Annotated in this window: 15 protein-coding genes and 1 pseudogene; 2 read left to right on the forward strand and 14 right to left on the reverse strand. The window is 71.3% G+C overall.

Features of this window, described 5'->3' with window-relative positions; all coding sequences use genetic code 11:
• Positions 1-51: 51 nt before the first annotated feature.
• The 5 genes and pseudogenes from HJG45_RS29630 to HJG45_RS16570 form a co-directional block, all read right to left on the reverse strand.
• Positions 52-187: pseudogene (locus HJG45_RS29630) on the reverse strand (aminoglycoside phosphotransferase family protein); the annotation flags it as partial.
• A gap of 282 nt (positions 188-469) precedes the next feature.
• On the reverse strand, positions 470-2,362 hold the full coding sequence (locus HJG45_RS16555; RefSeq protein ID WP_171613215.1) for a ribonucleoside-diphosphate reductase subunit alpha: 1,893 nt from the start codon (positions 2,360-2,362) through the stop codon (positions 470-472).
• A 443-nt stretch (positions 2,363-2,805) separates the two neighbouring features.
• Positions 2,806-3,033 (reverse strand): hypothetical protein, encoded by a 228-nt coding sequence (locus HJG45_RS16560; protein ID WP_171613216.1) that lies wholly within the window; start codon positions 3,031-3,033, stop codon positions 2,806-2,808.
• A 202-nt stretch (positions 3,034-3,235) separates the two neighbouring features.
• Complete coding sequence (locus tag HJG45_RS16565; RefSeq protein WP_171613217.1) at positions 3,236-4,534, reverse strand: ArgE/DapE family deacylase; 1,299 nt, start codon at positions 4,532-4,534, stop codon at positions 3,236-3,238.
• A gap of 173 nt (positions 4,535-4,707) precedes the next feature.
• Positions 4,708-6,285, reverse strand: a complete 1,578-nt coding sequence (locus HJG45_RS16570; RefSeq protein ID WP_171613218.1) for an ABC transporter substrate-binding protein — start codon at positions 6,283-6,285, stop codon at positions 4,708-4,710.
• A 154-nt stretch (positions 6,286-6,439) separates the two neighbouring features.
• Here HJG45_RS16570 and HJG45_RS16575 point away from each other — a divergent pair, with 154 nt between their 5' ends.
• Positions 6,440-7,348 carry an intradiol ring-cleavage dioxygenase gene (locus HJG45_RS16575; protein WP_171613219.1) on the forward strand — a complete coding sequence of 303 codons (909 nt, stop codon included), beginning with the start codon at positions 6,440-6,442 and terminating at the stop codon, positions 7,346-7,348.
• 18 nt (positions 7,349-7,366) lie between these two features.
• Here the strand turns inward: HJG45_RS16575 and guaA are convergent, their stop codons facing one another.
• The 4 genes from guaA to HJG45_RS16595 form a co-directional block, all read right to left on the reverse strand.
• A complete protein-coding gene (gene guaA, locus HJG45_RS16580) occupies positions 7,367-8,962 on the reverse strand; it encodes a glutamine-hydrolyzing GMP synthase (protein WP_171613220.1) in 1,596 nt (531 codons plus the stop codon).
• A gap of 62 nt (positions 8,963-9,024) precedes the next feature.
• Entirely contained in the window at positions 9,025-9,639 is a 615-nt protein-coding gene (locus HJG45_RS16585; RefSeq protein WP_171613221.1) for a GNAT family N-acetyltransferase, read from the reverse strand.
• Between the two features lie 31 nt (positions 9,640-9,670).
• Positions 9,671-11,038, reverse strand: coding sequence for an RsmB/NOP family class I SAM-dependent RNA methyltransferase (locus tag HJG45_RS16590; RefSeq protein WP_171613222.1), 1,368 nt, complete (start codon positions 11,036-11,038; stop codon positions 9,671-9,673).
• The gene (locus tag HJG45_RS16595) at positions 11,035-11,700 is read right to left on the reverse strand and encodes a haloacid dehalogenase type II (RefSeq protein WP_171613223.1); all 666 of its coding nucleotides are present in this window, start codon (positions 11,698-11,700) and stop codon (positions 11,035-11,037) included. Before HJG45_RS16595 ends, HJG45_RS16590 begins: the two co-directional genes overlap by 4 nt.
• Before the next feature lie 203 nt (positions 11,701-11,903).
• On the opposite strand from HJG45_RS16595, the gene HJG45_RS16600 reads away from it, so the two are divergent.
• A complete protein-coding gene (locus tag HJG45_RS16600) occupies positions 11,904-12,698 on the forward strand; it encodes an SDR family NAD(P)-dependent oxidoreductase (RefSeq protein ID WP_171613224.1) in 795 nt (264 codons plus the stop codon).
• 406 nt (positions 12,699-13,104) lie between these two features.
• On the opposite strand, the gene HJG45_RS16605 is transcribed toward HJG45_RS16600, so the two are convergent.
• From HJG45_RS16605 to HJG45_RS16625, 5 genes are all read right to left on the reverse strand, one after another.
• Positions 13,105-14,949, reverse strand: a complete 1,845-nt coding sequence (locus tag HJG45_RS16605; protein WP_171613225.1) for an SEL1-like repeat protein — start codon at positions 14,947-14,949, stop codon at positions 13,105-13,107.
• A 9-nt stretch (positions 14,950-14,958) separates the two neighbouring features.
• Complete coding sequence (locus HJG45_RS16610) at positions 14,959-15,303, reverse strand: effector-associated constant component EACC1 (protein WP_171613226.1); 345 nt, start codon at positions 15,301-15,303, stop codon at positions 14,959-14,961.
• Between the two features lie 195 nt (positions 15,304-15,498).
• On the reverse strand, positions 15,499-16,974 hold the full coding sequence (gene guaB, locus HJG45_RS16615) for an IMP dehydrogenase (RefSeq protein WP_254452581.1): 1,476 nt from the start codon (positions 16,972-16,974) through the stop codon (positions 15,499-15,501).
• A 389-nt stretch (positions 16,975-17,363) separates the two neighbouring features.
• Positions 17,364-18,041, reverse strand: a complete 678-nt coding sequence (locus HJG45_RS16620) for an RlmE family RNA methyltransferase (protein ID WP_171613228.1) — start codon at positions 18,039-18,041, stop codon at positions 17,364-17,366.
• 15 nt (positions 18,042-18,056) lie between these two features.
• Positions 18,057-19,139 carry a Ppx/GppA phosphatase family protein gene (locus HJG45_RS16625; RefSeq protein WP_408902024.1) on the reverse strand — a complete coding sequence of 361 codons (1,083 nt, stop codon included), beginning with the start codon at positions 19,137-19,139 and terminating at the stop codon, positions 18,057-18,059.
• Positions 19,140-19,264: the final 125 nt, after the last annotated feature.

Raw genomic sequence — 19,264 nt, forward strand, 5'->3', positions numbered from 1 at the left:
CGGCAGGCGTCGCCGCGCGAGGCCCGCCACCGCCGGCGGCGCTGCATCGGCCAGATCGGGGTTGGTGAAGATCGTGGCGAAGTCGAAGCCGCGCTCGCCGATCAGCCCCTCGTGGATCGATGGCAAGCCAGCCGGGCGGGCCGAAATCGAGGTCATTGCCGTGATGCAGGTTGCCGTGCAGCACGCGGACCGCGCTTGGTGCCGCCGGCAGGGCCCCGGTTCTCGCAAGGCAGCGGGCGAGGTCGATGTCGAACGTCACGCGCCGGCAATGCCGCCGCGCCAAGTCAGGCCGGCTGGCGCGCCGTCCCGGGCCGCCCGAGCTCAGCGTTCAATGCCAAGCCCTTGAGCAAGCCAGCCCAGCGCTGTTGGCTGGCCTTGACCTTCTCCGGGGCTTTAGAGAGACGGACGCGCACCATCTGATCATAAGCCTCGCCAGGCATGAATTGCGCGGCGTGGCTCCGACGCCGCCTCACTGGCAGGCCAGGCATTCCTCGTAATTCGTGCTCGCCGCCGCCGGCGCGGGCGGCACCTGCACCGCCGCCACCTCGTTCACCGCGGTGACTCTCAGCAGGTTCGGCACCACCTTCTCGCTGATCGTGTCGGCGCGCTGGATGGAGAGGCTGCGGCAGTAGTAGAGCGACTTCACGCCGCGCTTCCAGGCCATCCAGTGGATCTGGTGCAGGTCGCGCTTGTGGACATTGGCCGGCAGGAAGATGTTCACCGATTGGCTCTGGCACACATAGGGCGTGCGGTCGGCGGCATGCTCGATCACCCAGCGCTGGTCGAGCTCGAAGGCGGTCTTGAAGGTCGCCTTCTCCTGCTCGCTCAGGAAGTCGAGATGCTGCACGCTGCCCTTGTTGACGGTGACGCTGGTCCAGGTCTCCTCGTCGTCACGGCCATGCTTCGCCAGCACCTTCCGCAGATAGGGATTGCGGACGATGTAGCTGCCCGAGAGCGTCTTGTGGTTGTAGACATTGGCCGCGATCGGCTCGATGCCCGGCGAGGCGCCGCCGCAGATGATGCTGATGCTGGCGGTCGGCGCGATCGCCATCTTGTTCGAGAAGCGCTCCATGAAGCCGTATTCGGCGGCATCCGGGCAGGGCCCGCGCTCCTCGGCGAGCTGCCGGCTGGCAAGGTCGGCCTGCTCGCGGATGTGCTTGAACATCCGCTTGTTCCAGACCTTCGCCACCACGCTCTCGAAGGGCACGTTCAGCGCCTGCAGGAAGCTGTGGAAACCCATGACGCCGAGGCCGACGCTGCGCTCGCGCATCGCCGAGTACTTCGCCTTGGCCATGGAATCCGGCGCGGTGTCGATGAATTCCTGCAGCACGTTGTCGAGGAAGCGCATCACGTCCGGGATGAAGCGCGGATTGTCCTTCCACTCGAACCAGGTCTCAAGGTTGAGCGAGGAGAGGCAGCAGACGGCGGTGCGGTCCCGGCCGTGCTGGTCGATGCCGGTCGGCAGGGTGATCTCGGAGCAGAGGTTGGAGGTCTTCACCTCCAGCCCGGCCAGCTTGTGGTGCTCCGGCCGCGCCCGGTTCACCTGGTCGGCGAAGACCAGGTAGGGCTCGCCGGTCTCGATCCGCGCCGTCAGGATGCGGATCCAGAGGGCGCGGGCCGCGACCTTGCGCACGATGGCGCCGTCCTTCGGGCTGACCAGCGGCCATTCCTCATCCGCCTCGACCGCGCGCATGAAGGCATCCGGCACCAGGATGCCGTGGTGCAGGTTCAGCGCCTTGCGGTTCGGGTCGCCGCCGGTCGGCCGGCGGATCTCGATGAACTCCTCGATCTCGGGATGGTTGACCGGCAGGTAGCAGGCGGCCGAGCCGCGCCGCAGCGAGCCCTGCGAAATCGCCAGGGTCAGGCTGTCCATCACCCGGATGAAGGGGACGACGCCGGAGGTCTTGCCGTTGCGCCCGACCTTCTCGCCGATGCCGCGGAGATTGCCCCAGTAGCTGCCGATGCCGCCGCCCTTGGCGGCCAGCCAGACATTCTCGTTCCAGAGGCCGACGATGCCGTCGAGGCTGTCGGAGGCCTCGTTCAGGAAGCAGGAGATCGGCAGGCCGCGCGTCGTGCCGCCATTGGACAGGACCGGCGTCGCCGGCATGAACCAGAGCCGCGAGATGTAGTCGTAGATCCGCTGCGCATGCGCCGCGTCGTCGCCGAAGGCGCTGGCCACGCGCGCGAAAAGGTCCTGGTAGCTTTCGCCGGGCAGCAGGTAGCGGTCGTCGAGGGTCGCCTTGCCGAAATCCGTCAGCAGCGCGTCGCGCGTGCGCTCGACCTGGACCTGGTGATGACCTTCCAACTGCACCGCATCGAACACGGTCGCATCCCCTTCCATCCTGCTGACCGGAGCATGCATGTTGGAGGATCCTCACACAAGATATTGGAGCAAGTGGTCCATCCTAACACCATATCGGGTGTCAGGTTGCAAGAAGATCGGGATCGGGAAAATCCAGGCGGCAAGCGCGAGTTCGCATTTCGTTCACGTATGAGGTCGCGACGCTGGGGCCGCAGTCAAGGCTTTCCGTTGCCGACAAGATGCATTCCGCAGCATCGGCGCGCGGCCAGTCGATACCTGTCCTGCAGCTTGGAAATGGCCGCGGCACCGCGAGTCGCAGACTGCCGGCCAGCCCCGCCGGCGAGAGCGCGGCGGCGTTGCGCGCGGGCCGCACATCGCACCATTCGCATCCGCGCCCGTCTGCGCCGCGCGTCCATGCTGTACCGGGGCACGACTCGCCTTGCCGGATCGGCTCACTCGGCTGTGCAGTTGCCGGCGCCCAGTTCCCCGAGCCCGGCACCGACTCAGCCCGGGTCGCTGCGCGTCTTCGCCGGCTTGCGGGTGCAGCCGGCGGTGCCGGCCGCGCAGCGCGCCTTCGCCGGGGCCGTGGCGGCCGGCGCCTCGGCCTTGTCCATATGGCGGGTCCAGCTGCGCACCTCGGCCCAGATATCCCCGGGCTCGGTCTGCAAGGGCCCGAGGCCCGGCCCGGCCGCCCCGGCATTCGGCCGGGCGGCGGCGCCGGCGCGCGGCACGGGCGAATCCTGGGTTTGGGGCTGGGGCCTGGTCTGGGCCTGGGCCAAGCCCGGAAGCAGCAACAGCAGGGCGGTCGCGGCCACCCGGCCGCATCCGGGCCAGGCGGCCCGCCGGAAGGCTGGCATGGCCTCTCTCCTCGATATCGGCGGGCGCTGTTTGTCAGGGAAGCCCGCCGCCTGGCAAGCCTTCAGCCGCAAGCCTTCAGCCACCTGGCGCGGCGAGCGGCCGGGTGCCGCACCAATCGGCGATGAAGGCGGCGATGGAGAGCGTGGTCTTCTTCAGCTGCTCGAGGTTGGTGCGCTCGTCGAAGGCATGCGCCCCCTCCCCCTTCGGCCCGTAGCAGAGGCCGGGGATGCCGAAATAGCGGCCATAGAAGCGGGTGTCGTTCACCGCCGTGCTGACCCGCGCCTCCATCGGCGCGCCGAAGACCTGCGCATGCGCCGCCGCCAGCACCGCCTCCGCCTCGCTGCCAGGCTCCAGCACGTAGCCATCGGCGAGGAAGCCGTGCCACTCGACGACGGGCGGGTTGTTGGCGAGGAAATTGTCGCGCCGCGCCGCCGCGGCGATGCAGCGCTCCACCCCGGCCTGGGCGTCCTTCACCTCGGTCCCCGGCAGCAGGCCGATGCGGCAATCCACCTCGCACCAGGCCGGCGTCGAGCTCGCCCAGTCGCCGCCGCGGATGATGCCCGGGTTGAATTTCAGCGGCGACTCGATGGCGGCGTACCAGGGATCGGCCTTCGCCGCCTCGTTCTGCTCGGCGGTATGCGCCTGCAGGGCCTGGATCAGGTGAAAGGCCGAGAGGATGGCATTGGTGCCGGCCTGCGCCTCCATGACATGCACCGGCACCCCGCGCACCTTGATGCGGAACCAGAGCGTGCCGGTATGGGCGCGGGTGATGGTGCCGCCGGTCGGCTCGGTGACCAGCGCCGCCTCGGCCCGGTAGCCGCGCACCAGGGTGGAGAGGGCGCCGTTGCCGGTGCTCTCCTCCTCCGTCACCGTCTGCACATGCACATCGGCGGCGGGGGCGAGGCCGGCCGCCCTCAGCGCATCCATGGCGAAGACCATGGCGGCGACGCCCGATTTCATGTCATGCGCGCCGCGGCCATACATCCAGCCGTCGCGGATCGTCGCGCTGTAGGGCGGGTAGGTCCACATCTCGACCGGGCCCTCCGGCACCACGTCGATATGCCCCTGCAGGATCAGGCTGCGGCCGGTCGGGTTCGCGGCGCGGTGCGTCGCCACCACCTGCACCGAGGTCTGCAGCCCGACATCGACCATCGGGCTCGCCTTGGGATGCGCGGGCAGCGGCACATCGGCCAGGGTGTAGCGGTCGACACCATAGCCGCGCGCCGCCATCTGCCGCGCCATCCAGTCCTGCAGCGGCGCCTCGTTGCCGCGGGTGCTCGGGAAGCGGACGAGGTCGGCGAGGAAGGCAACCTCCTGGTCGAAATTCGCCTCCACCGCCTCGGCGAGGCGGGCGAGCAGGGCGGCGTCGGGCATGCGGGTCCTTCCTTGCCTTTGCAGACCAGGGCCTTGCAGACCGAATGCCGGCGGCGCCGTGGCCGCGACCGGTCCATGGTCCATGCGAAGGCCCCGAGCGTCGGCCCGGCACCGGCCAGGGTCAAGCCAGGGTCTGCAATCGGGGGCGAGCAATCGGGATGCCAAGCCGGCGGTCAACCCGGCGGGCGCGCCAGCCGCGGCTCGGTATGGTTCGGCGGGCTCGGCTCGTAGACCACGCGGTCGCGCCGCCCGGCCCAGACATTGCGCAGGTTGATGACCGGAATCACGCCCATATCCTCAAGCAGCGCCCGCGAGGCCTGCTGGGTCAGCGCCTTCCGCTGTACCTCGTCCATGGTGGTCAGCGCGGCGGCGAGCGGCCGGTCCACCTCCGGGTTGGAGTAGCGCTGACGGTTGAACGGGCCGTGGCCGCGCTCGGCATCCCGCGTCATCACCACCTGGCGCAGCGGGTTCAGCGAGAGGTAGCTGCTGAAATAGGTCATGAAGAGCGAGAAGTCGCGGTTGGTCGCGCGGGTGAAGAGCGTGGCCGGCGGCAGGGTCTGCACCTGGGTCTCGACGCCGATGCGGCTGAAGCCCTGAGCGATCGCCTGCAGCAGGTTGTCGTCGGAGGGAAAGAAGCCGCTCGGCCCATGGATGGTCAGGCGGAAACCCTCCGCCAGACCCGCCTCGGCGAGCAGCGCCCGGGCGCGCGCCAGGTCGTAGGGCAGCGGGCCGACCCCCTCCAGCCGGTGCTCGGCGACCGGCGACGCGAATTGGTCGGCCGGCGAGGCCATGCCGCTATAGAGCCGCTCGGCGATCGGCTGGCGCGGGATGGCCAGCGACAGCGCCTGCCGCACCCGCCGGTCGGCCAGCGGATTGGCCGGCAGCGGGCGCCCCTGCCGGTCGGTGACGAAGGGCGAGGTCTCGCGCATCGCATCCGGGGCGAGATAGACGAAGGTGATGCTGTCCACCTGGAACAGGGCGAAGCGGCGGTCCTTCTCCAGCCGCGGCACGTCCTGCACCGGCACGTAGTCGATCAGGTCGACCTCGCCGGCGAGCAGCGCCGCGGTGCGGGCGCCGGGCTGCGGGATGAAGCGGTAGAGCACGCGGTCCCAAGGCTCGACTGGCCCGTGCCAGGCCGCGTTGCTGGCGAGCTCCACATGCTCGCCCTGCCGCCAGGAGACGAAGCGGTAGGGGCCGGTGCCGAGCATCAGCTTGCCGCTGTTGAAATCCGCGGTCTGCGGGGCAGGCCCGTGGATCTTGCGCGAGAGGATGACCGGCCCGCTCATGTCGTAGCGCATCAGCGGGTTCGGCTCGCGGGTGCGGAGCAGGATCGTCTCCGGGTCCACCACCTCGATGCTGACGATGCTGCGCACCTGCGGGGTGAAGAGCGCCGGGCTGTTCGGCACTGTCGGCACCCGGGCGAAGGTGAAGGCGACATCCTCCGCCTCGAAGGGCGTGCCGTCATGGAAGCGCGCCGCGGTGTTGAGCTTCACCTCCCAGGTCAGGTCGTCCACCGGCCGCATGCTGCGGGCGAGGCGCGGCTGGAACTGTGCCTTCGTGTCCAGCTCGAAGAGCGGCTCGAAGACCATGCGCGCGATCTGGTTGTTGTTCTGCGTGTTGTGGTAGTGCGGATCGAGCGCGCTCGGCGGCGTCTGCGCCCCGATGGTCAGCACGCGCTGCGCCCAGGCCGGCGCGGCGGCGGGCAGGGCGAGCAAAGCGGCGCAGACCAGCGCCCGGATGTTTGGATGCATGCGGTCCTCCCGGTTGGCCGGTCTCGCGCCGGCCCGATGCGCCGAGCCTCGGATGCCCGGTCGAGCGGGGTCAAGGGCGGCGTGGCGCTCGACCGATGCGCCTGCCCCCGAGGGACATATTCCCACGTCGACGCAGGGATGGCAGGATGCGGGCATGACGCAACAGGATCCCGACCGTCGCCATCTGCTGCGGTCCCTGGCCGCGGCGCCCAGCCTTGTCGCCCCTGGCCTCGCCGCGCCGCTCGCCGCGCGGGCGCAGGCGGTCCCCGATACCGGCCTCGCCGCGGCGACCATGGGGCTGATCGCCGCCGATATCTGCCAGCTCACGCCGGCGGTGACGCAGGGCCCCTTCTATCTCGACCCGAAGCTGCTGCGCCGGGACATCACCGAAGGGCTGCCTGGCGTGCCGCTCCGCCTTGGCTTGCAGGTGGTGACGGCGGCCTGCCGCCCGGTCGCCGGCGCGCGGGTCGATCTCTGGCATTGCGACGCCCAGGGCAACTACTCCGGCTTCGCCCGCCAGGGTTCCGACGCGGCGCGCAGCACCGAGGGGCAGCACTTCCTCCGCGGCACGCAGCCGACGGATGCGCAAGGGATCGTCACCTTCGACACGCTCTATCCCGGCTGGTACCGCGGCCGGACGACGCACCTGCACTACAAGGTCTTCCTCCACGCGCGCACGGTGCTGACCGGCCAAGTCTTCTTCCCCGATGCGCTGAGCCAGTATCTCTACGAGCACGCGCCGGCCTATCGCCGGGCCGAGGCGCGCGACACCGCCAATGCCACCGACGGCATCGCCGCCGAGGCCGGCGAGGGCGCCTGTTGCGCCATCCGCGAGCAGCGGGACCGTTACGTCGCGGCGCTGGTCGTCGGCATCGATCCCAACGCGGAGTGGCGGGAGCGCGGGCCCTTTGACGGCGGGCCGTCGGGCTTCCGCCCAGGTGGTCCCCTGCCCTTCCCGCCGCCCGGCCCAACATCCGGCGGCGCACCGGATGGCCGCCGCCCGCCTCCCGGTGGCCGCGGCGTCGATCCGGCGCGGATCAGGATGTTCCCAGGCGGCGGTTGAGGCGGCAGCGCGCCGGCCTCACTCCCACTCGATGGTGCCGGGCGGCTTGCTCGTGATGTCGTAGGTGACGCGGTTGATGCCGCGCACTTCGTTCACGATGCGCGAGGCGACGCGGGTCAGGAAGCCCATGTCGAAGGGATAGACATCCGCCGTCATGCCATCCGTGCTGGTCACGGCGCGCAGCGCGCAGGCCTGGTCGTAGGTGCGGCCATCGCCCATGACGCCCACGGTGCGCACCGGCAGCAACACCGCGAAGGCCTGCCAGATCGCGTCGTACAGGCCGGCGGCGCGGATTTCCTCGAGATAGATCGTGTCCACCTTGCGCAGCAGGTCGGCCTTCTCCCGCGTCACCTCGCCGGGGATGCGGATGGCGAGGCCCGGCCCCGGGAAGGGATGCCGCCCGACGATCGTCTCCGGAATGCCGAGCTCGCGGCCGAGCGCGCGCACCTCATCCTTGAACAGCTCGCGCAGCGGCTCGACGAGCTGCATGCGCATATGCGCCGGCAGGCCGCCGACATTGTGGTGGCTCTTGATGGTCACGCTCGGCCCGCCGGTCGCCGAGACGCTCTCGATCACGTCGGGGTAGAGCGTGCCCTGGGCGAGGAAATCGGCGCCGCCGAGCTTCGCCTGTTCCTCCTCGAAGACCTCGATGAACAGCCGGCCGATGGTCTTGCGCTTCACCTCCGGGTCGGTGACGCCGGAGAGCTGGCCGAGGAAGAGCCCGGAGGCATCGCGGTGGACCAGGCGGATGTTGAAGCGGTCGCGGAAGGTCGCCACCACCTGCTCGCTCTCGCCCGCCCGCATCAGCCCGTGATCGACATAGATGCAGGTGAGCTGGTCGCCGATCGCCTCATGGATCAGCACCGCCGCGACCGAGGAATCGACGCCGCCGGAGAGGCCGCAGATCACCCGTCCCTTGCCGACCCGGGCGCGGATCTTGCCGATCATCTCGGCGCGGAAGGCGCCCATGGTCCAGTCGCCGCGGCAGCCGCAGACCAGATGCGTGAAGTTCCGCAGCAGCGCCCCGCCATGCGGCGTGTGCACCACCTCCGGATGGAACATGGTGCCGTAGTAGTGCCGGGCGTCGTCGGCGATGAGGGCGAAGGGCGCGCCCTCGCTGCTCGCCACCACGCGGAAGCCGGCCGGCAGCCGGGTGATCCGGTCGCCATGGCTCATCCAGACCTGCTCGCGCGCGCCCTTGGCCCAGATGCCCTGGGTGATGGCGCATTCGCCGGTGACCTCGACATGGGCACGGCCGAACTCCGCCGCATGGCCGCCCTCGACCGTGCCGCCGAGCTGCGTCGCCATGGTCTGCTGGCCGTAGCAGATGCCGAGCACCGGCAGCCCGCTCTCGAAGACCTCGGCCGGGGCGCGGGGCGAGGCGCCCTCGGTGACGCTGGCCGGGCCGCCGGAGAGGATGATGCCCTTCGGAGCGAATTCGCGGATCCGCTCGCCGCCGGCGGTGAAGGGCCAGATCTCGCAATAGACCCCGGTCTCGCGCAGGCGGCGGGCGATGAGCTGCGTCACCTGGCTGCCGAAATCGAGGATCAGGATGCGGTCGTGGGCGGCGGGGGGCGACACGGAAGCGGCAGCGTCGGAAGCGGGCACGGTCATGGCGCCTTGCAGCATAGCCGCCCGCGGATCGCAAGCGCGATGGCGGCGGTGCCGCCGGAGGGTCAACTCTCCGGCGCCGGGGCGGTCGCGGCCAGCAGGGTCTCGATCGGGTCCCAGAGGAAGGCCATCTGGTCCATCGCCTGGCCGGCGAAGCGGAAGCGCTCCTCCGCCGCCGGCCGGCCGCCGAGATGGCGGTAGAACCAGCGGGTCGGGTTGTCGCTGAGCACCCAGAGCATGGCGGAGCGGCAGCCGACAGCAGCCAGATGCGCCGCCATGGCCCGCATCAGCCGCCGGCCGATGCCCCGCTCGCGGAAATCCTCGAGCAGGTAGAGCGTCTCCACCTCGCCCTGCGCCAGCCAGCCCCGCCGCGCCCGGCCGCCGGAGACGAAGCCCACCACCGTCCCGCCCGCGCCGGCCTGCGTCCCGCCCCCCTGTGCCCCGCCCCCCTGTGCCCCACCTCCTGGCGCATCGGGGCCGGAGGCCACGGCGACGAAGATGGCATGGCCATTCTGCCGATCGGCAATCGCCTGCTCGTAGCCGAGCGCGTGCCGCACCGGCGAGAGCCGGGCGAGGTAGTCGTCCGGCAGCACGCCGGCATAGGTGGTGCGCCAGGTGGCGACATGCACGGCGCCGATCGCCGCAGCATCACTCGGGCGGGCACGGCGGATGCAGATCATGCGGCGCGCTTCCCTTCCCAGCGCGACCCCTTCAGGGCCTTCGTTGCAGTACGGCGGCGAAGAAGCCGTCCGTGCCGTGCCGCGCGGGGCTGGTGAGCAGATGATCGCCTTCGGCCGGCGGCGCCCCTTCCCCGCCCGCCGCGCGCCAGGCCTCGGCCAGGGGCAGCGGGACGAAATCGGGGCGGCGACCGAGGAAGGCGCTGACCTGGCCCTCATCCTCCTCGGGCAACAGCGAGCAGGTAGCGTAGACCAGCTTTCCGCCGGGGCGCACCAGTTCCGCGGCCATGTCTAAAATTTCAAATTGCTTGGCGACAAGTTCGCGTAGGTCGGCAGAACCGGTACGCAGCCGCGCATCTGGGTTGCGCCGCCAGGTGCCGGTACCCGTGCAAGGCGCATCGACCAGCACCCGATCGAATTGCCCGGCCCGGCGCTTGGCCCAGCGGTCGCCGGAGGCGAAGAGGTGCCGCTCGGCATTGTCGACGCCGGCGCGGCGCAGACGCCGCACCGCCCCCTCCAGCCGCACCGAGGAGACGTCGCAGGCGGTGATCCGCCCCTTGTTCCGCATGCTGGCGGCCAGCGCGAGGGTCTTGCCGCCGGCGCCGGCGCAGAGATCGGCGACGCGCAGCCCGGGACGGGCATCGGCCAGCAGGGCGATGAGCTGGCTGCCCTCGTCCTGCACCTCGACCAGCCCCTCGGTGAAGGCCGCCGTGCCGGTCACCGGGCGACGCGCCGGCAGGCGCAGGCCCCAGGGCGACCAGCGGGTCGGCGACGCCTCGAAGCCCTCGGCCGCCAGCGCCGCCGCCGCCGCCTCCCGCGTCGTCCGCAGGAGGTTGGCGCGAAGGTCGAGCGGCGCCGGCTGTTCCATCGCCGCCGCCTCCTCGGCAAGGCGCTCGCCGAAGCGGGCGCGGAAGCCGGGCAGCACCCAGTCCGGCAGGTTGAGCCGCACCGTCTCCGGCATGGCGGGGTGCAGCAGGCCCTCCCCGCCCCCTTCCGCCCCTCTCCCTTCGGCGTGGGCGGCGGCGAGGGCGCGCAGCAGCCGTGTCTCCGGCGGGCTCAGCGGCTCGGGGGCGTATTGCCCGCCCGGGAAGGCGCGCAGCACCGAGGCGAGGTCGAGCCCCTCGATCAGCAGCAGATCCGCCGCGGCCAGCAGGCGCGGGCTCGGCCGGGCCTGCACCCGGGCGAGCCACCAGTCGAGCCGCATGCGCTGCCGCACCACGCCCCAGACGCGGTCGGCGATGGCGCGGCGGTCGCCGCCGCCGATGTAGCGGCGGGCGCGGAAGAAGTCGTTGGCCACCGCATCGGCGGGGCGCCGGCGGACGGCACCGGCGCCGGCGAAGCACTGCGCCTCGAGCTCTCCGAGCAGGTCGATGGCGGCGGCGAGGCGGGCGGCGGGCGTCATGCCAGGCGGTCCGGCAGGCTGGCGAGGTCGGGCAGGATCTCCGCCGTCTCGTCGAGCCAGTATTCCGCGGGCGCGCCGCCGCGGTTCACCCAGAAGACGCGGAAGCCGAAGCGCCGGGCGCCATAGGCGTCCCAGGGATTGGAGGAGACGAAGGCGATCTGGTGCGGCTGGCAGGCGAAGCGCTCCGTCGCCAGGGCATAGATCCGGGCATCCGGCTTGAAGCAGCGCAGCGGATGCACCGAGATCACCGCATCGAGCAGCGGGGCGAGCCCGCCGGCCGCGACGGCGCTGGCCAGCATCTCGGGCGAGCCGTTGGAGAGGATGGCGGTCGGGATGCCGCGGGCCCGGAGCGCGGCCAGCATCGCCGCCGCCTCGGGATAGGCGTCGAGGGCGCGATAGGCCTCCAGCAGGGCGTCGCGCAAGCCGGGCTCGGCGATGCCGTGCACCGCCAGGGCGTGGTCGAGCGCGCGGCCGGTCAGCGTCCAGAAGGGCTCGTAGCTGCCGGTCGCCGAGAGGATCCAGCTCCACTCGATCTGCTTGGCGCGCCAGAGGGCGGAGACGGGTTGCGCCCGGTCGCCGAGGCGCGCGGCATGGCGGCCGACGGCGGCATGCACGTCGAGCAGCGTGCCATAGGCATCGAAGATCGCGGCGTTCGGCGGCATCGGGCACTCCGTGGTCGCGGGGGTCCTGCGCCGGTGCGGCTGGCCCTTCCGGCGGAGCCGGCGCAGACTGCTCCCCTACAGCGGATCGCGGCCCGGTACAGCCCGGGCGCCGCTGTGGTCCCATGCCCGGGACGCGGAGCGGCGCCGCCGGGCGGTGGCCGGCAGGCCGCGCCATGGGCCGGACGAAAGCGGGAGGAGACAGCATGCAGGACCTGAAGAACCCGATGGCGCTCACCGGGCGCACCATCATCGTCACCGGCGCCGGCCAGGGCATCGGCCGGGCGATCAGCGAGCTGGTGCTCGGCCTCGGCGGCAATGCCGTGCTGGTGGAGCGGAACCGGGAGACGCTGGAGAAGACCGCCGGCGAGCTCGACCGCGACCGCACCCTGCCGGTGCTCGGCAACGTGGCGGAGGAAGGCTTCGGCGAATCCTGCGTCGCCCAGGCGGTGGAGCGCTTCGGCGCGGTGCATGGGCTGGTGAACAACGCGGGCATCACCCGGCCGGCCATGTTCGCCAAGATGACGATGCAGCAGTGGCAGGCGGTGATCGATGTCAACCTGACCGGCTGCTACCTGATGATGCAGGCGGTCGGGCGGCACATGATCGACCGCGCCAAGCAGAGCCTGCCGCAGCCGACCGGCACCACCGGCGCCGTCGTCAACATCAGCTCGACGGCCGGCAAGCGCGGCTCGATCGGGCAGGTGAACTACTCGGCGGCGAAGGCCGGGCTGTTCGGCATGACCATGACCGGCGCGCGGGAATGGGCCCGCTACGGCATCCGCTGCAACTCGGTGGGCTTCGGGACGGTGGTGACGCCGATGACCGAGGTGATCCGCAGCGACAAATTCGCCGAGCAGACCATGGCCCGCATCCCGATGGCCCGCTACGCCGAGCCGCAGGAGGTGGCGCCGCTGATCTGCTTCCTGCTCTCGAATGGCGCCGTCTACATCACCGGCGAGAACATGACGGTCTCCGGCGGCAGCCATATGCAGCCCTAGTCTATTCCCCACGAAATCGCTTCGCGCTTTCGCGGGGGCCCCGGAATCGTCCCCACGACGTCGCTGCGCGACGCCGCGGGGGCCCCGGGATTCGCACCTGGACCGGGATGCGTCACAGCCTGCCGCGGCGAAGCCGCGGCAGGGCAACGGGTGGTGCGGGGTGCGAGCCTGGCCCTCCGGACCCCGGCAAGCTGCTGAAAATCCCCATTCTTTGGCCCATGGACGCTGGGGATGCGGGTTTCGGACAAATACCCAGCGCAGGGCGCTGGGGGGGGTGTCCGGACGTGGGTTCCGTCACGCCTGCCCGTGGCAGAGACGGAGCGCTGGACAGATGCAGATATCAAAGAGCCAGGGACATTATTCCTAACATTTTCGATGCAAAAAGGCAAGCGGCGCCCGCCCAGGGTCACCAGTCCTTGCCGAGTTGCCGCAGGCGGTTCCTGGCGTCGTCGTTCCCGCCCCTTGCCGCCGACTGGTAGAGTTGTACCGCCCGTCGATCATCTTTCGGCAGATTTCCGTGTCCTTGTTCATAGAAGAAGCCGAGATAGAACTGTCCAAGAGCGTCACCATGACTGGCCGCTGTTTTGATCAGCTGTGCTGCTTGCAACGTATCTTTTGGCAGGCCGCCCAGCCCGTTGTTGTAGGCACGGCCGAGATTAGCCCGCCCATGGGCGTTTCCTTGTTCAACTGCCAGTTTGTAGAGATGCACAGCCTTTTTTTCATCATTCTGCAAGTCACCCCGGCCAGCTTCATAGAAGATGCCCAGACTGACCTGCGCAGCGGCGAAACCCTGATCGGCCGCCAGCTTGTAAAGCTCCACTGCCCGCCGATCGTCCCTCGACAGACCGCCCCGTCCAGTCTCATAGAAGAAGCCAAGATTGAACTGCGCCACGGCAAAGCCCTGGTCGGCCGCTAGCCTGTAGAGTTCCGCAGCCCGCTGGTCGTCCTTCGGTAGACCGCCCCGCCCAGTCTCATGGAATACGCCAAGACTGACCTGCGCATGGGCGTTGCCCTGGTCGGCCGCCAGCTCGTAGAGTTCTGCCGCCCGTCGATCGTCCTTCGGCAGGCCGCCCCGTCCAGTCTCGTAGAAGAGGCCGAGATTGGCCTGCGCGGCGGCAAAGCCCTGCTCGGCTGCCAGCCTGTAGAGTTCCGCAGCCTGCCGGTCGTCCTTCGATAGACCGCCCCGTCCAGCCTCATAGAATACGCCAAGATTAACTTGCGCTGCGGCAAGGCCCTGGTCAGCCGCTAGCCTGTAGAGCTGCGCCGCGTCCCGGTCATCGCCGGCGGCGGTACGCTTCCAGGCAAGAGCGAAGAGCTCATCCGGGATGTGCAGCGCGGCTGCCAGCCGCCCCGGCACCGGGACTTGGGCGGGCGGCGCAGCCGCGCCCGACCGGCGCGGCGCCCGGTTCGGGAAGGCCGGCAGCCGGGTCAGGTCGCCCTGCGTCGCATTTACCTGGTGCAGCACCGGCCGCGGCGCATTCGCCCCGAACCCCTCCAGCATCCGCTGATAGGCGGCGTCCCGCAGCGCGGCGAAGGAGAGCACAGGCGGATGTCCCTCCGCCCCCAGCCGCAGCACGTCGAGCACGGCGCCGCTGAAGAGGGTGCGCGTCGCCCGCGGCGGCCCGATGGACACCTCCCCCACCGGGCTCGAGCAGAGCAGCAGCGAGCCCCGGCGCGGCTCCTCCTCGCCGAGATCCTTCGCCGCCGTCGCCGCCACCGCCTGGTCCAGCCCGCCCGACTGGCCCATGAAGTCCCGCGCCGCCGCCTCCGAGAAGCAGCAATCGAGCACGACCAGCCGGCGCTGCTGCGGCGCCGCGACCCGCAGCACCCGCGCTAGGTCCGGCGCCTTGATGCCGGTCTCCGCCTCCATGCCGCGGCGGCTGCGGCGGACCAGCAGCGCCAGGTGGTTTTGCTCGTCGGTATGCCCGTGCCCGACATAGTAGACGAGCAGGTCCGCGACCGGCCGGCCCTCCTCGCGGCGGTCCCGCAGCAGGACATCGAGGCTGTCGCGGATGCGCGCGAGCTGGTCGTTGGCCGAGCCGGTGTCGTCGAACAGGTCGATCACCAGGGTCGGGTCGAGGCCGAGGCCGGCGCTGTCGATCAGGTAGCCGAGCACGCCCTTGGCCGAGCGGAGGAAGGAGGGCGCGCGGCCGAGCCCCGCCTCGGTCCAGTCATGCGCGCCGAAGACGATGGCCGCCGTCGCCTCGCGGTCGAGCAGCCGCGGGCCGGGCCGGGGCGGCGCGGCGCGCATGCCGGGCGCTCAGCCGCGGACGAGCTCGGTGATCCGGAGGGCGGCGGCGGCGTCGATGCCCTCCACCTTGGCCTTGAGGCTGCCCGTCCGGCCATCGCGCTCGATGGTGAGGGTGGCCTGCCGGCGGTTGCGCAGCCAGGCGGCGATGCCCTGGGCGATGGCGACCGCCGCGCCGGAGCTGGCGAGCACCGTCACCACCGATCCGAGATCCATGCTGTCGGCATCCGCCTTGCCGCGATCAGCATCGAGGACGCCCTCGACCTCCCGCAGCCGGTCGGCGAGCGCCTCGGCCGCCTGGCCCGCGCCGGCCTGGTCCGCAGATGCCACGACGAAGCGGTGTTCCTGCCTGTCCATGCCACGGCGCCTCCACCCGAGGGTGGAAAGTATACGATCCGGCAAGGGCGGGGACAGCGCTTTGGCGCACAGCCCCGCCTCGCGCCACCCGTTGCCCTGCCGCGGCTTGGCCGCGGCAGGCTGTGACGCATCCGAGGCTCAAGGCGAATCAGGGGGGCCCCGCGGCGTCGCGCAGCGACGTCGTGGGGATCAAGATTACCCTTCCAGCCGGTAATTTGGCGCCTCGCGGGTGATCGCCACGTCATGCACATGGCTCTCCCGCAACCCGGCGCCGGTGATGCGGCGGAAGCGGGCGTTGGTCTGCATCTCGGCGATGGTGGCGTTGCCGGTATAGCCCATGGCGGCCCGCAGCCCGCCGACGAGCTGGTGCACCACCGCGCCGACCGGGCCCTTGTAGCCGACCCGTCCCTCGATCCCCTCCGGCACCAGCTTCAGCGTGTCCTGCACCTCCTGCTGGAAGTAGCGGTCGGCCGAGCCGCGGGCCATGGCGCCGAGCGAGCCCATGCCGCGATAGGATTTGTAGCTGCGCCCCTGATAGAGGAAGACCTCGCCCGGCGCCTCGTCGGTGCCGGCGAAGAGGCTGCCCATCATCACGCAATCCGCCCCGGCGGCCACCGCCTTGGCGATGTCGCCCGAGGTGCGGATGCCGCCATCGGCGATGGCCGGCACGCCATGCGCCCGCGCCGCCGCCGCGCTCTCCAGCACCGCGGTGAGCTGCGGCACGCCGACGCCGGCGACGATGCGGGTGGTGCAGATCGAGCCCGGGCCGATGCCGATCTTCACCGCATCCGCCCCGGCGGCGATCAGCGCCTCCACCCCTTCCGGCGTCGCCACGTTGCCGGCGACCACCTGCACCGCGTTCGACATCCGCTTGATGCGCTCGATCGCCGCCAGCACGCCACCGGAATGGCCATGCGCGGTATCGACCACGACGACATCGACCTCGGCCGCGATCAGCGCCTCCACCCGGCGGATGCCGTCCTCGCCGACGCCGGTCGCGGCGGCGACGCGCAGCCGGCCGAGCGCGTCCTTCACCGCGTTCGGGTTGGCCTGCGCCTTGTCCATGTCCTTGACGGTGATGAGGCCGACGCAGCGCCCCGCCTCGTCGGTGACCAGCAGCTTCTCGATGCGGTGGCGGTGCAGCAGGGCGCGCGCCTCGTCGGGCGTCACCTCGGCCGGCGCGGTCACCAGGTTGTCGCGTGTCATCAGCTCGTAGACCCGCGTCGCCGGGTCGGAGGCGAAGCGGACGTCGCGGTTGGTGATGATGCCGACCAGGCGGCCGGCCTCGCCGTTCTTGCCGCGCTCGACCACCGGGATGCCGCTGATGCGGTGCTGCTCCTGCAGGGCGCGCACATCCGCCAGGGTCTGGTCGGGATGGATGGTGACCGGGTTCACCACCATGCCGCTCTCGAACTTCTTCACCCGCCGGACCTGCGCCGCCTGCTCCTCCGGCGTCATGTTCTTGTGGATGACGCCGATGCCGCCGGCCTGGGCCATGGCGATGGCCATCGGCGCCTCCGTCACCGTATCCATGGCGGCGGCGACGAGGGGGATGTTCAGCGCGATCTCGCGCGTCATCCGCGTGCGCGTGTCGGTCTGATGCGGCAGCACCGCGGAATAGGCGGGGACCAGCAGCACGTCGTCGAAGGCATAGGCTTCCTCGATGACCATGCTGCGGCGGCCCTTGGGGCCCAATGCGGCGCCAAGGGGGGTATCCGGGAGGGATTCGGGGGCCATGCGGGACCTTTCGCACTCGGGCGCGATCGTCGCGGCGGCGCCCAGCATCGGGAGGCGAGGATCGCGCCAGTGGCGAAGCGGCACGATCCGCAGCCTTGGCGGCCCCCCATAAACCCAACCGCCGCGCCGCGGCAAGCGGCGACGGACCTGGCGCCGCGCATCGGCGCCGTGCACGGGGCGCGGGTCATGCCAAGCGCACGGAGGTTTCACCTTCGTGTGCCTCAGGCGCCGGGCGCAAGCCTCCGGTTTGCCTGGGCCTTCGCTGCACTTGCGGCGGGCCCCGTTCGGGGCCTCGGACCGGTCAAGGGACCGGTCCGTCGATATCACGCCACGGCGCGGAAGCCGGTGGCGACGACGTAGAGCTCGCTGCTTCCCTTGCGGCTGGCCGGCGGCTTGACGTGCCGCACCGCGGCGAAATGCCGCTTCAGCAGGTCGAGGAGCCCCTTCTCGCTGCCGCCCTGGAACACCTTGGCGACGAAGCCGCCGCCGGGCGCCAGCACCTTGAGCGCGAAGTCGAGCGCCAGCTCGGCCAGCGCCATGATGCGGAGATGGTCGGTCGCGCCATGGCCGGTGGTGTTGGGCGCCATGTCGGAGAGGACGAGGTCGGCCGGGCCGGCCAGCGCCTCGAGCACCGCGCGCTCCGCCGCCGCCTCCTGGAAGTCGCCCTGCAGCACGATGGCGCCCGGCAGCGGGTCCATCGCCAGCAGGTCGAGCGCCACCACGCGGCCGGTCGGGCCGATGCGCTGCAGCGCCACCTGCGTCCAGCCGCCCGGCGCGGCGCCGAGATCGACCACCCGCGCCCCGGGGCGGAGCAGCCGGATGCGGTCGTCGATCTCGGTGAGCTTGAAGGCGGCGCGGGAGCGGTAGCCGGCCGCCTGGGCGGCGCGGACATAGGGGTCGTTCAACTGGCGCTCGAGCCATTTCTGGCTGGCGGTGCTGCGGCCCTTGGCGCTGCGCAGCCGCGTGCTGACGCCGCGGCCGGCGGTCGGGGGTCCCTTCATCGCCATCCCGTGAAATCAGGGGCCGTGGCGGCGCGCCAGGGCCGGCCGGTGGTCGCGCCAGGGCTGGCGCTGCGCCCGCATCATCCGCAGCAACATCCCCTCGCGCAGCCCTCGATCGGCGACGGTCAGGGTCGGCACCGGCCAGACGCGGCGGATGGCGGCATAGACGGCGCAGCCGGGCAGCACGAAATCCACCCGGTCCGGCCCGACGCAGGGATGCGCCGCCAGCCCGGCGCGGCCGAGGGCGAAGAGATCGCCCAGCGCCTGGTCCGCCACCTCGATGTCCAGCACCCGGCCATCGACCAGCGGCCGGCGGTAGCGCGGCAGGGCCAGCGCCACGCCGGCCAGCGTCGTCACCGTGCCGCTGGTGCCGATCAGCCGCACGCCGCCGGCGCGGATCTCCTGGCCAATGCAATGCACGCGGTCGAAGCGGCGGAGATGCTCGGCCACCTCCTCCACCACGGCGCCGAAGCCTTCCTCGGTGAAGCAGGAGGCGCCGGCCCGCTCGGCCAGGGTGACGACGCCGAGCGGCATGGAGACGTAGCCGATCAACTCGGCCGGGGCTTGGCCGCAATGCAGGCCGGCGGCCGGCACGCGGATCCAGGCGATCTCGGTGCTGCCGCCGCCGATATCGAAGAGCAGCGCCCGGCGGTCCTGCTGCTCGAGCAGCGGCGAGCAGGATTCCATCGCCAGCTCGGCCTCCTCGCGGGCCGAGATGATGCGCGGGCGGAGGCCGGTCTCGGCCTCGACGCGGGCGAGGAAGGCGGGGCCGTTGCCGGCGCGGCGGCAGGCCTCGGTGGCGACCGCCTGGAAATGCCGGACCGGCCGGCGCGCCAGCTTCTCGGCGCAGGCGGCGAGGGCGGCGATGGCGCGGTCCATGGCGGCCTCGGAGAGGCGGCCGGTCGCGGCCAGCCCCTCGCCGAGGCGGACGATGCGGCTGAAGCTGTCCACCACCCGGAAGCCGCCGCCGGCCGGCGCGCCGACGAGCAGGCGGCAGTTGTTGGTGCCGAGATCGAGGGCGGCATAGGTCGGGGCGCTGAAGCCGCCACATCGGGCCGCGGCGCCGGCCGGCCGCTCGGGAGCGGAGTCCACCGGCAGGGGCAAGCCCAATGTCCCGAATGTGGCGGTATCGTCTGGCATGGCCCGGGCCTTGCTGGCCCATCTCCTCGCTTGCGTCGCTCCGGCGTCGCTTCGCCGGTCATCGTCCCGGAATGTGGGGAGCC

The sequence above is a fragment of the Roseicella sp. DB1501 genome (genome assembly GCF_013112485.1).
Classification (GTDB): Bacteria; Pseudomonadota; Alphaproteobacteria; order Acetobacterales; family Acetobacteraceae; genus Paracraurococcus.

Excerpts from the sequence above, each read along its gene's own strand:
- HJG45_RS16585 (WP_171613221.1), bottom strand. The coding sequence starts at position 9,639 with ATGATCTGCATCCGCCGTGCCCGCCCGAGTGATGCTGCGGCGATCGGC.
- HJG45_RS16610 (WP_171613226.1), bottom strand. The coding sequence starts at position 15,303 with ATGGACAGGCAGGAACACCGCTTCGTCGTGGCATCTGCGGACCAGGCC.
- HJG45_RS16600 (WP_171613224.1), top strand. The coding sequence starts at position 11,904 with ATGCAGGACCTGAAGAACCCGATGGCGCTCACCGGGCGCACCATCATC.
- HJG45_RS16555 (WP_171613215.1), bottom strand. The coding sequence starts at position 2,362 with ATGCATGCTCCGGTCAGCAGGATGGAAGGGGATGCGACCGTGTTCGAT.
- HJG45_RS16605 (WP_171613225.1), bottom strand. The coding sequence starts at position 14,949 with ATGCGCGCCGCGCCGCCCCGGCCCGGCCCGCGGCTGCTCGACCGCGAG.
- HJG45_RS16595 (WP_171613223.1), bottom strand. The coding sequence starts at position 11,700 with ATGCCGCCGAACGCCGCGATCTTCGATGCCTATGGCACGCTGCTCGAC.
- HJG45_RS16570 (WP_171613218.1), bottom strand. The coding sequence starts at position 6,285 with ATGCATCCAAACATCCGGGCGCTGGTCTGCGCCGCTTTGCTCGCCCTG.
- HJG45_RS16590 (WP_171613222.1), bottom strand. The coding sequence starts at position 11,038 with ATGACGCCCGCCGCCCGCCTCGCCGCCGCCATCGACCTGCTCGGAGAG.
- HJG45_RS16620 (WP_171613228.1), bottom strand. The coding sequence starts at position 18,041 with ATGAAGGGACCCCCGACCGCCGGCCGCGGCGTCAGCACGCGGCTGCGC.
- HJG45_RS16575 (WP_171613219.1), top strand. The coding sequence starts at position 6,440 with ATGACGCAACAGGATCCCGACCGTCGCCATCTGCTGCGGTCCCTGGCC.
- guaA (WP_171613220.1), bottom strand. The coding sequence starts at position 8,962 with ATGACCGTGCCCGCTTCCGACGCTGCCGCTTCCGTGTCGCCCCCCGCC.
- HJG45_RS16565 (WP_171613217.1), bottom strand. The coding sequence starts at position 4,534 with ATGCCCGACGCCGCCCTGCTCGCCCGCCTCGCCGAGGCGGTGGAGGCG.
- guaB (WP_254452581.1), bottom strand. The coding sequence starts at position 16,974 with ATGGTCATCGAGGAAGCCTATGCCTTCGACGACGTGCTGCTGGTCCCC.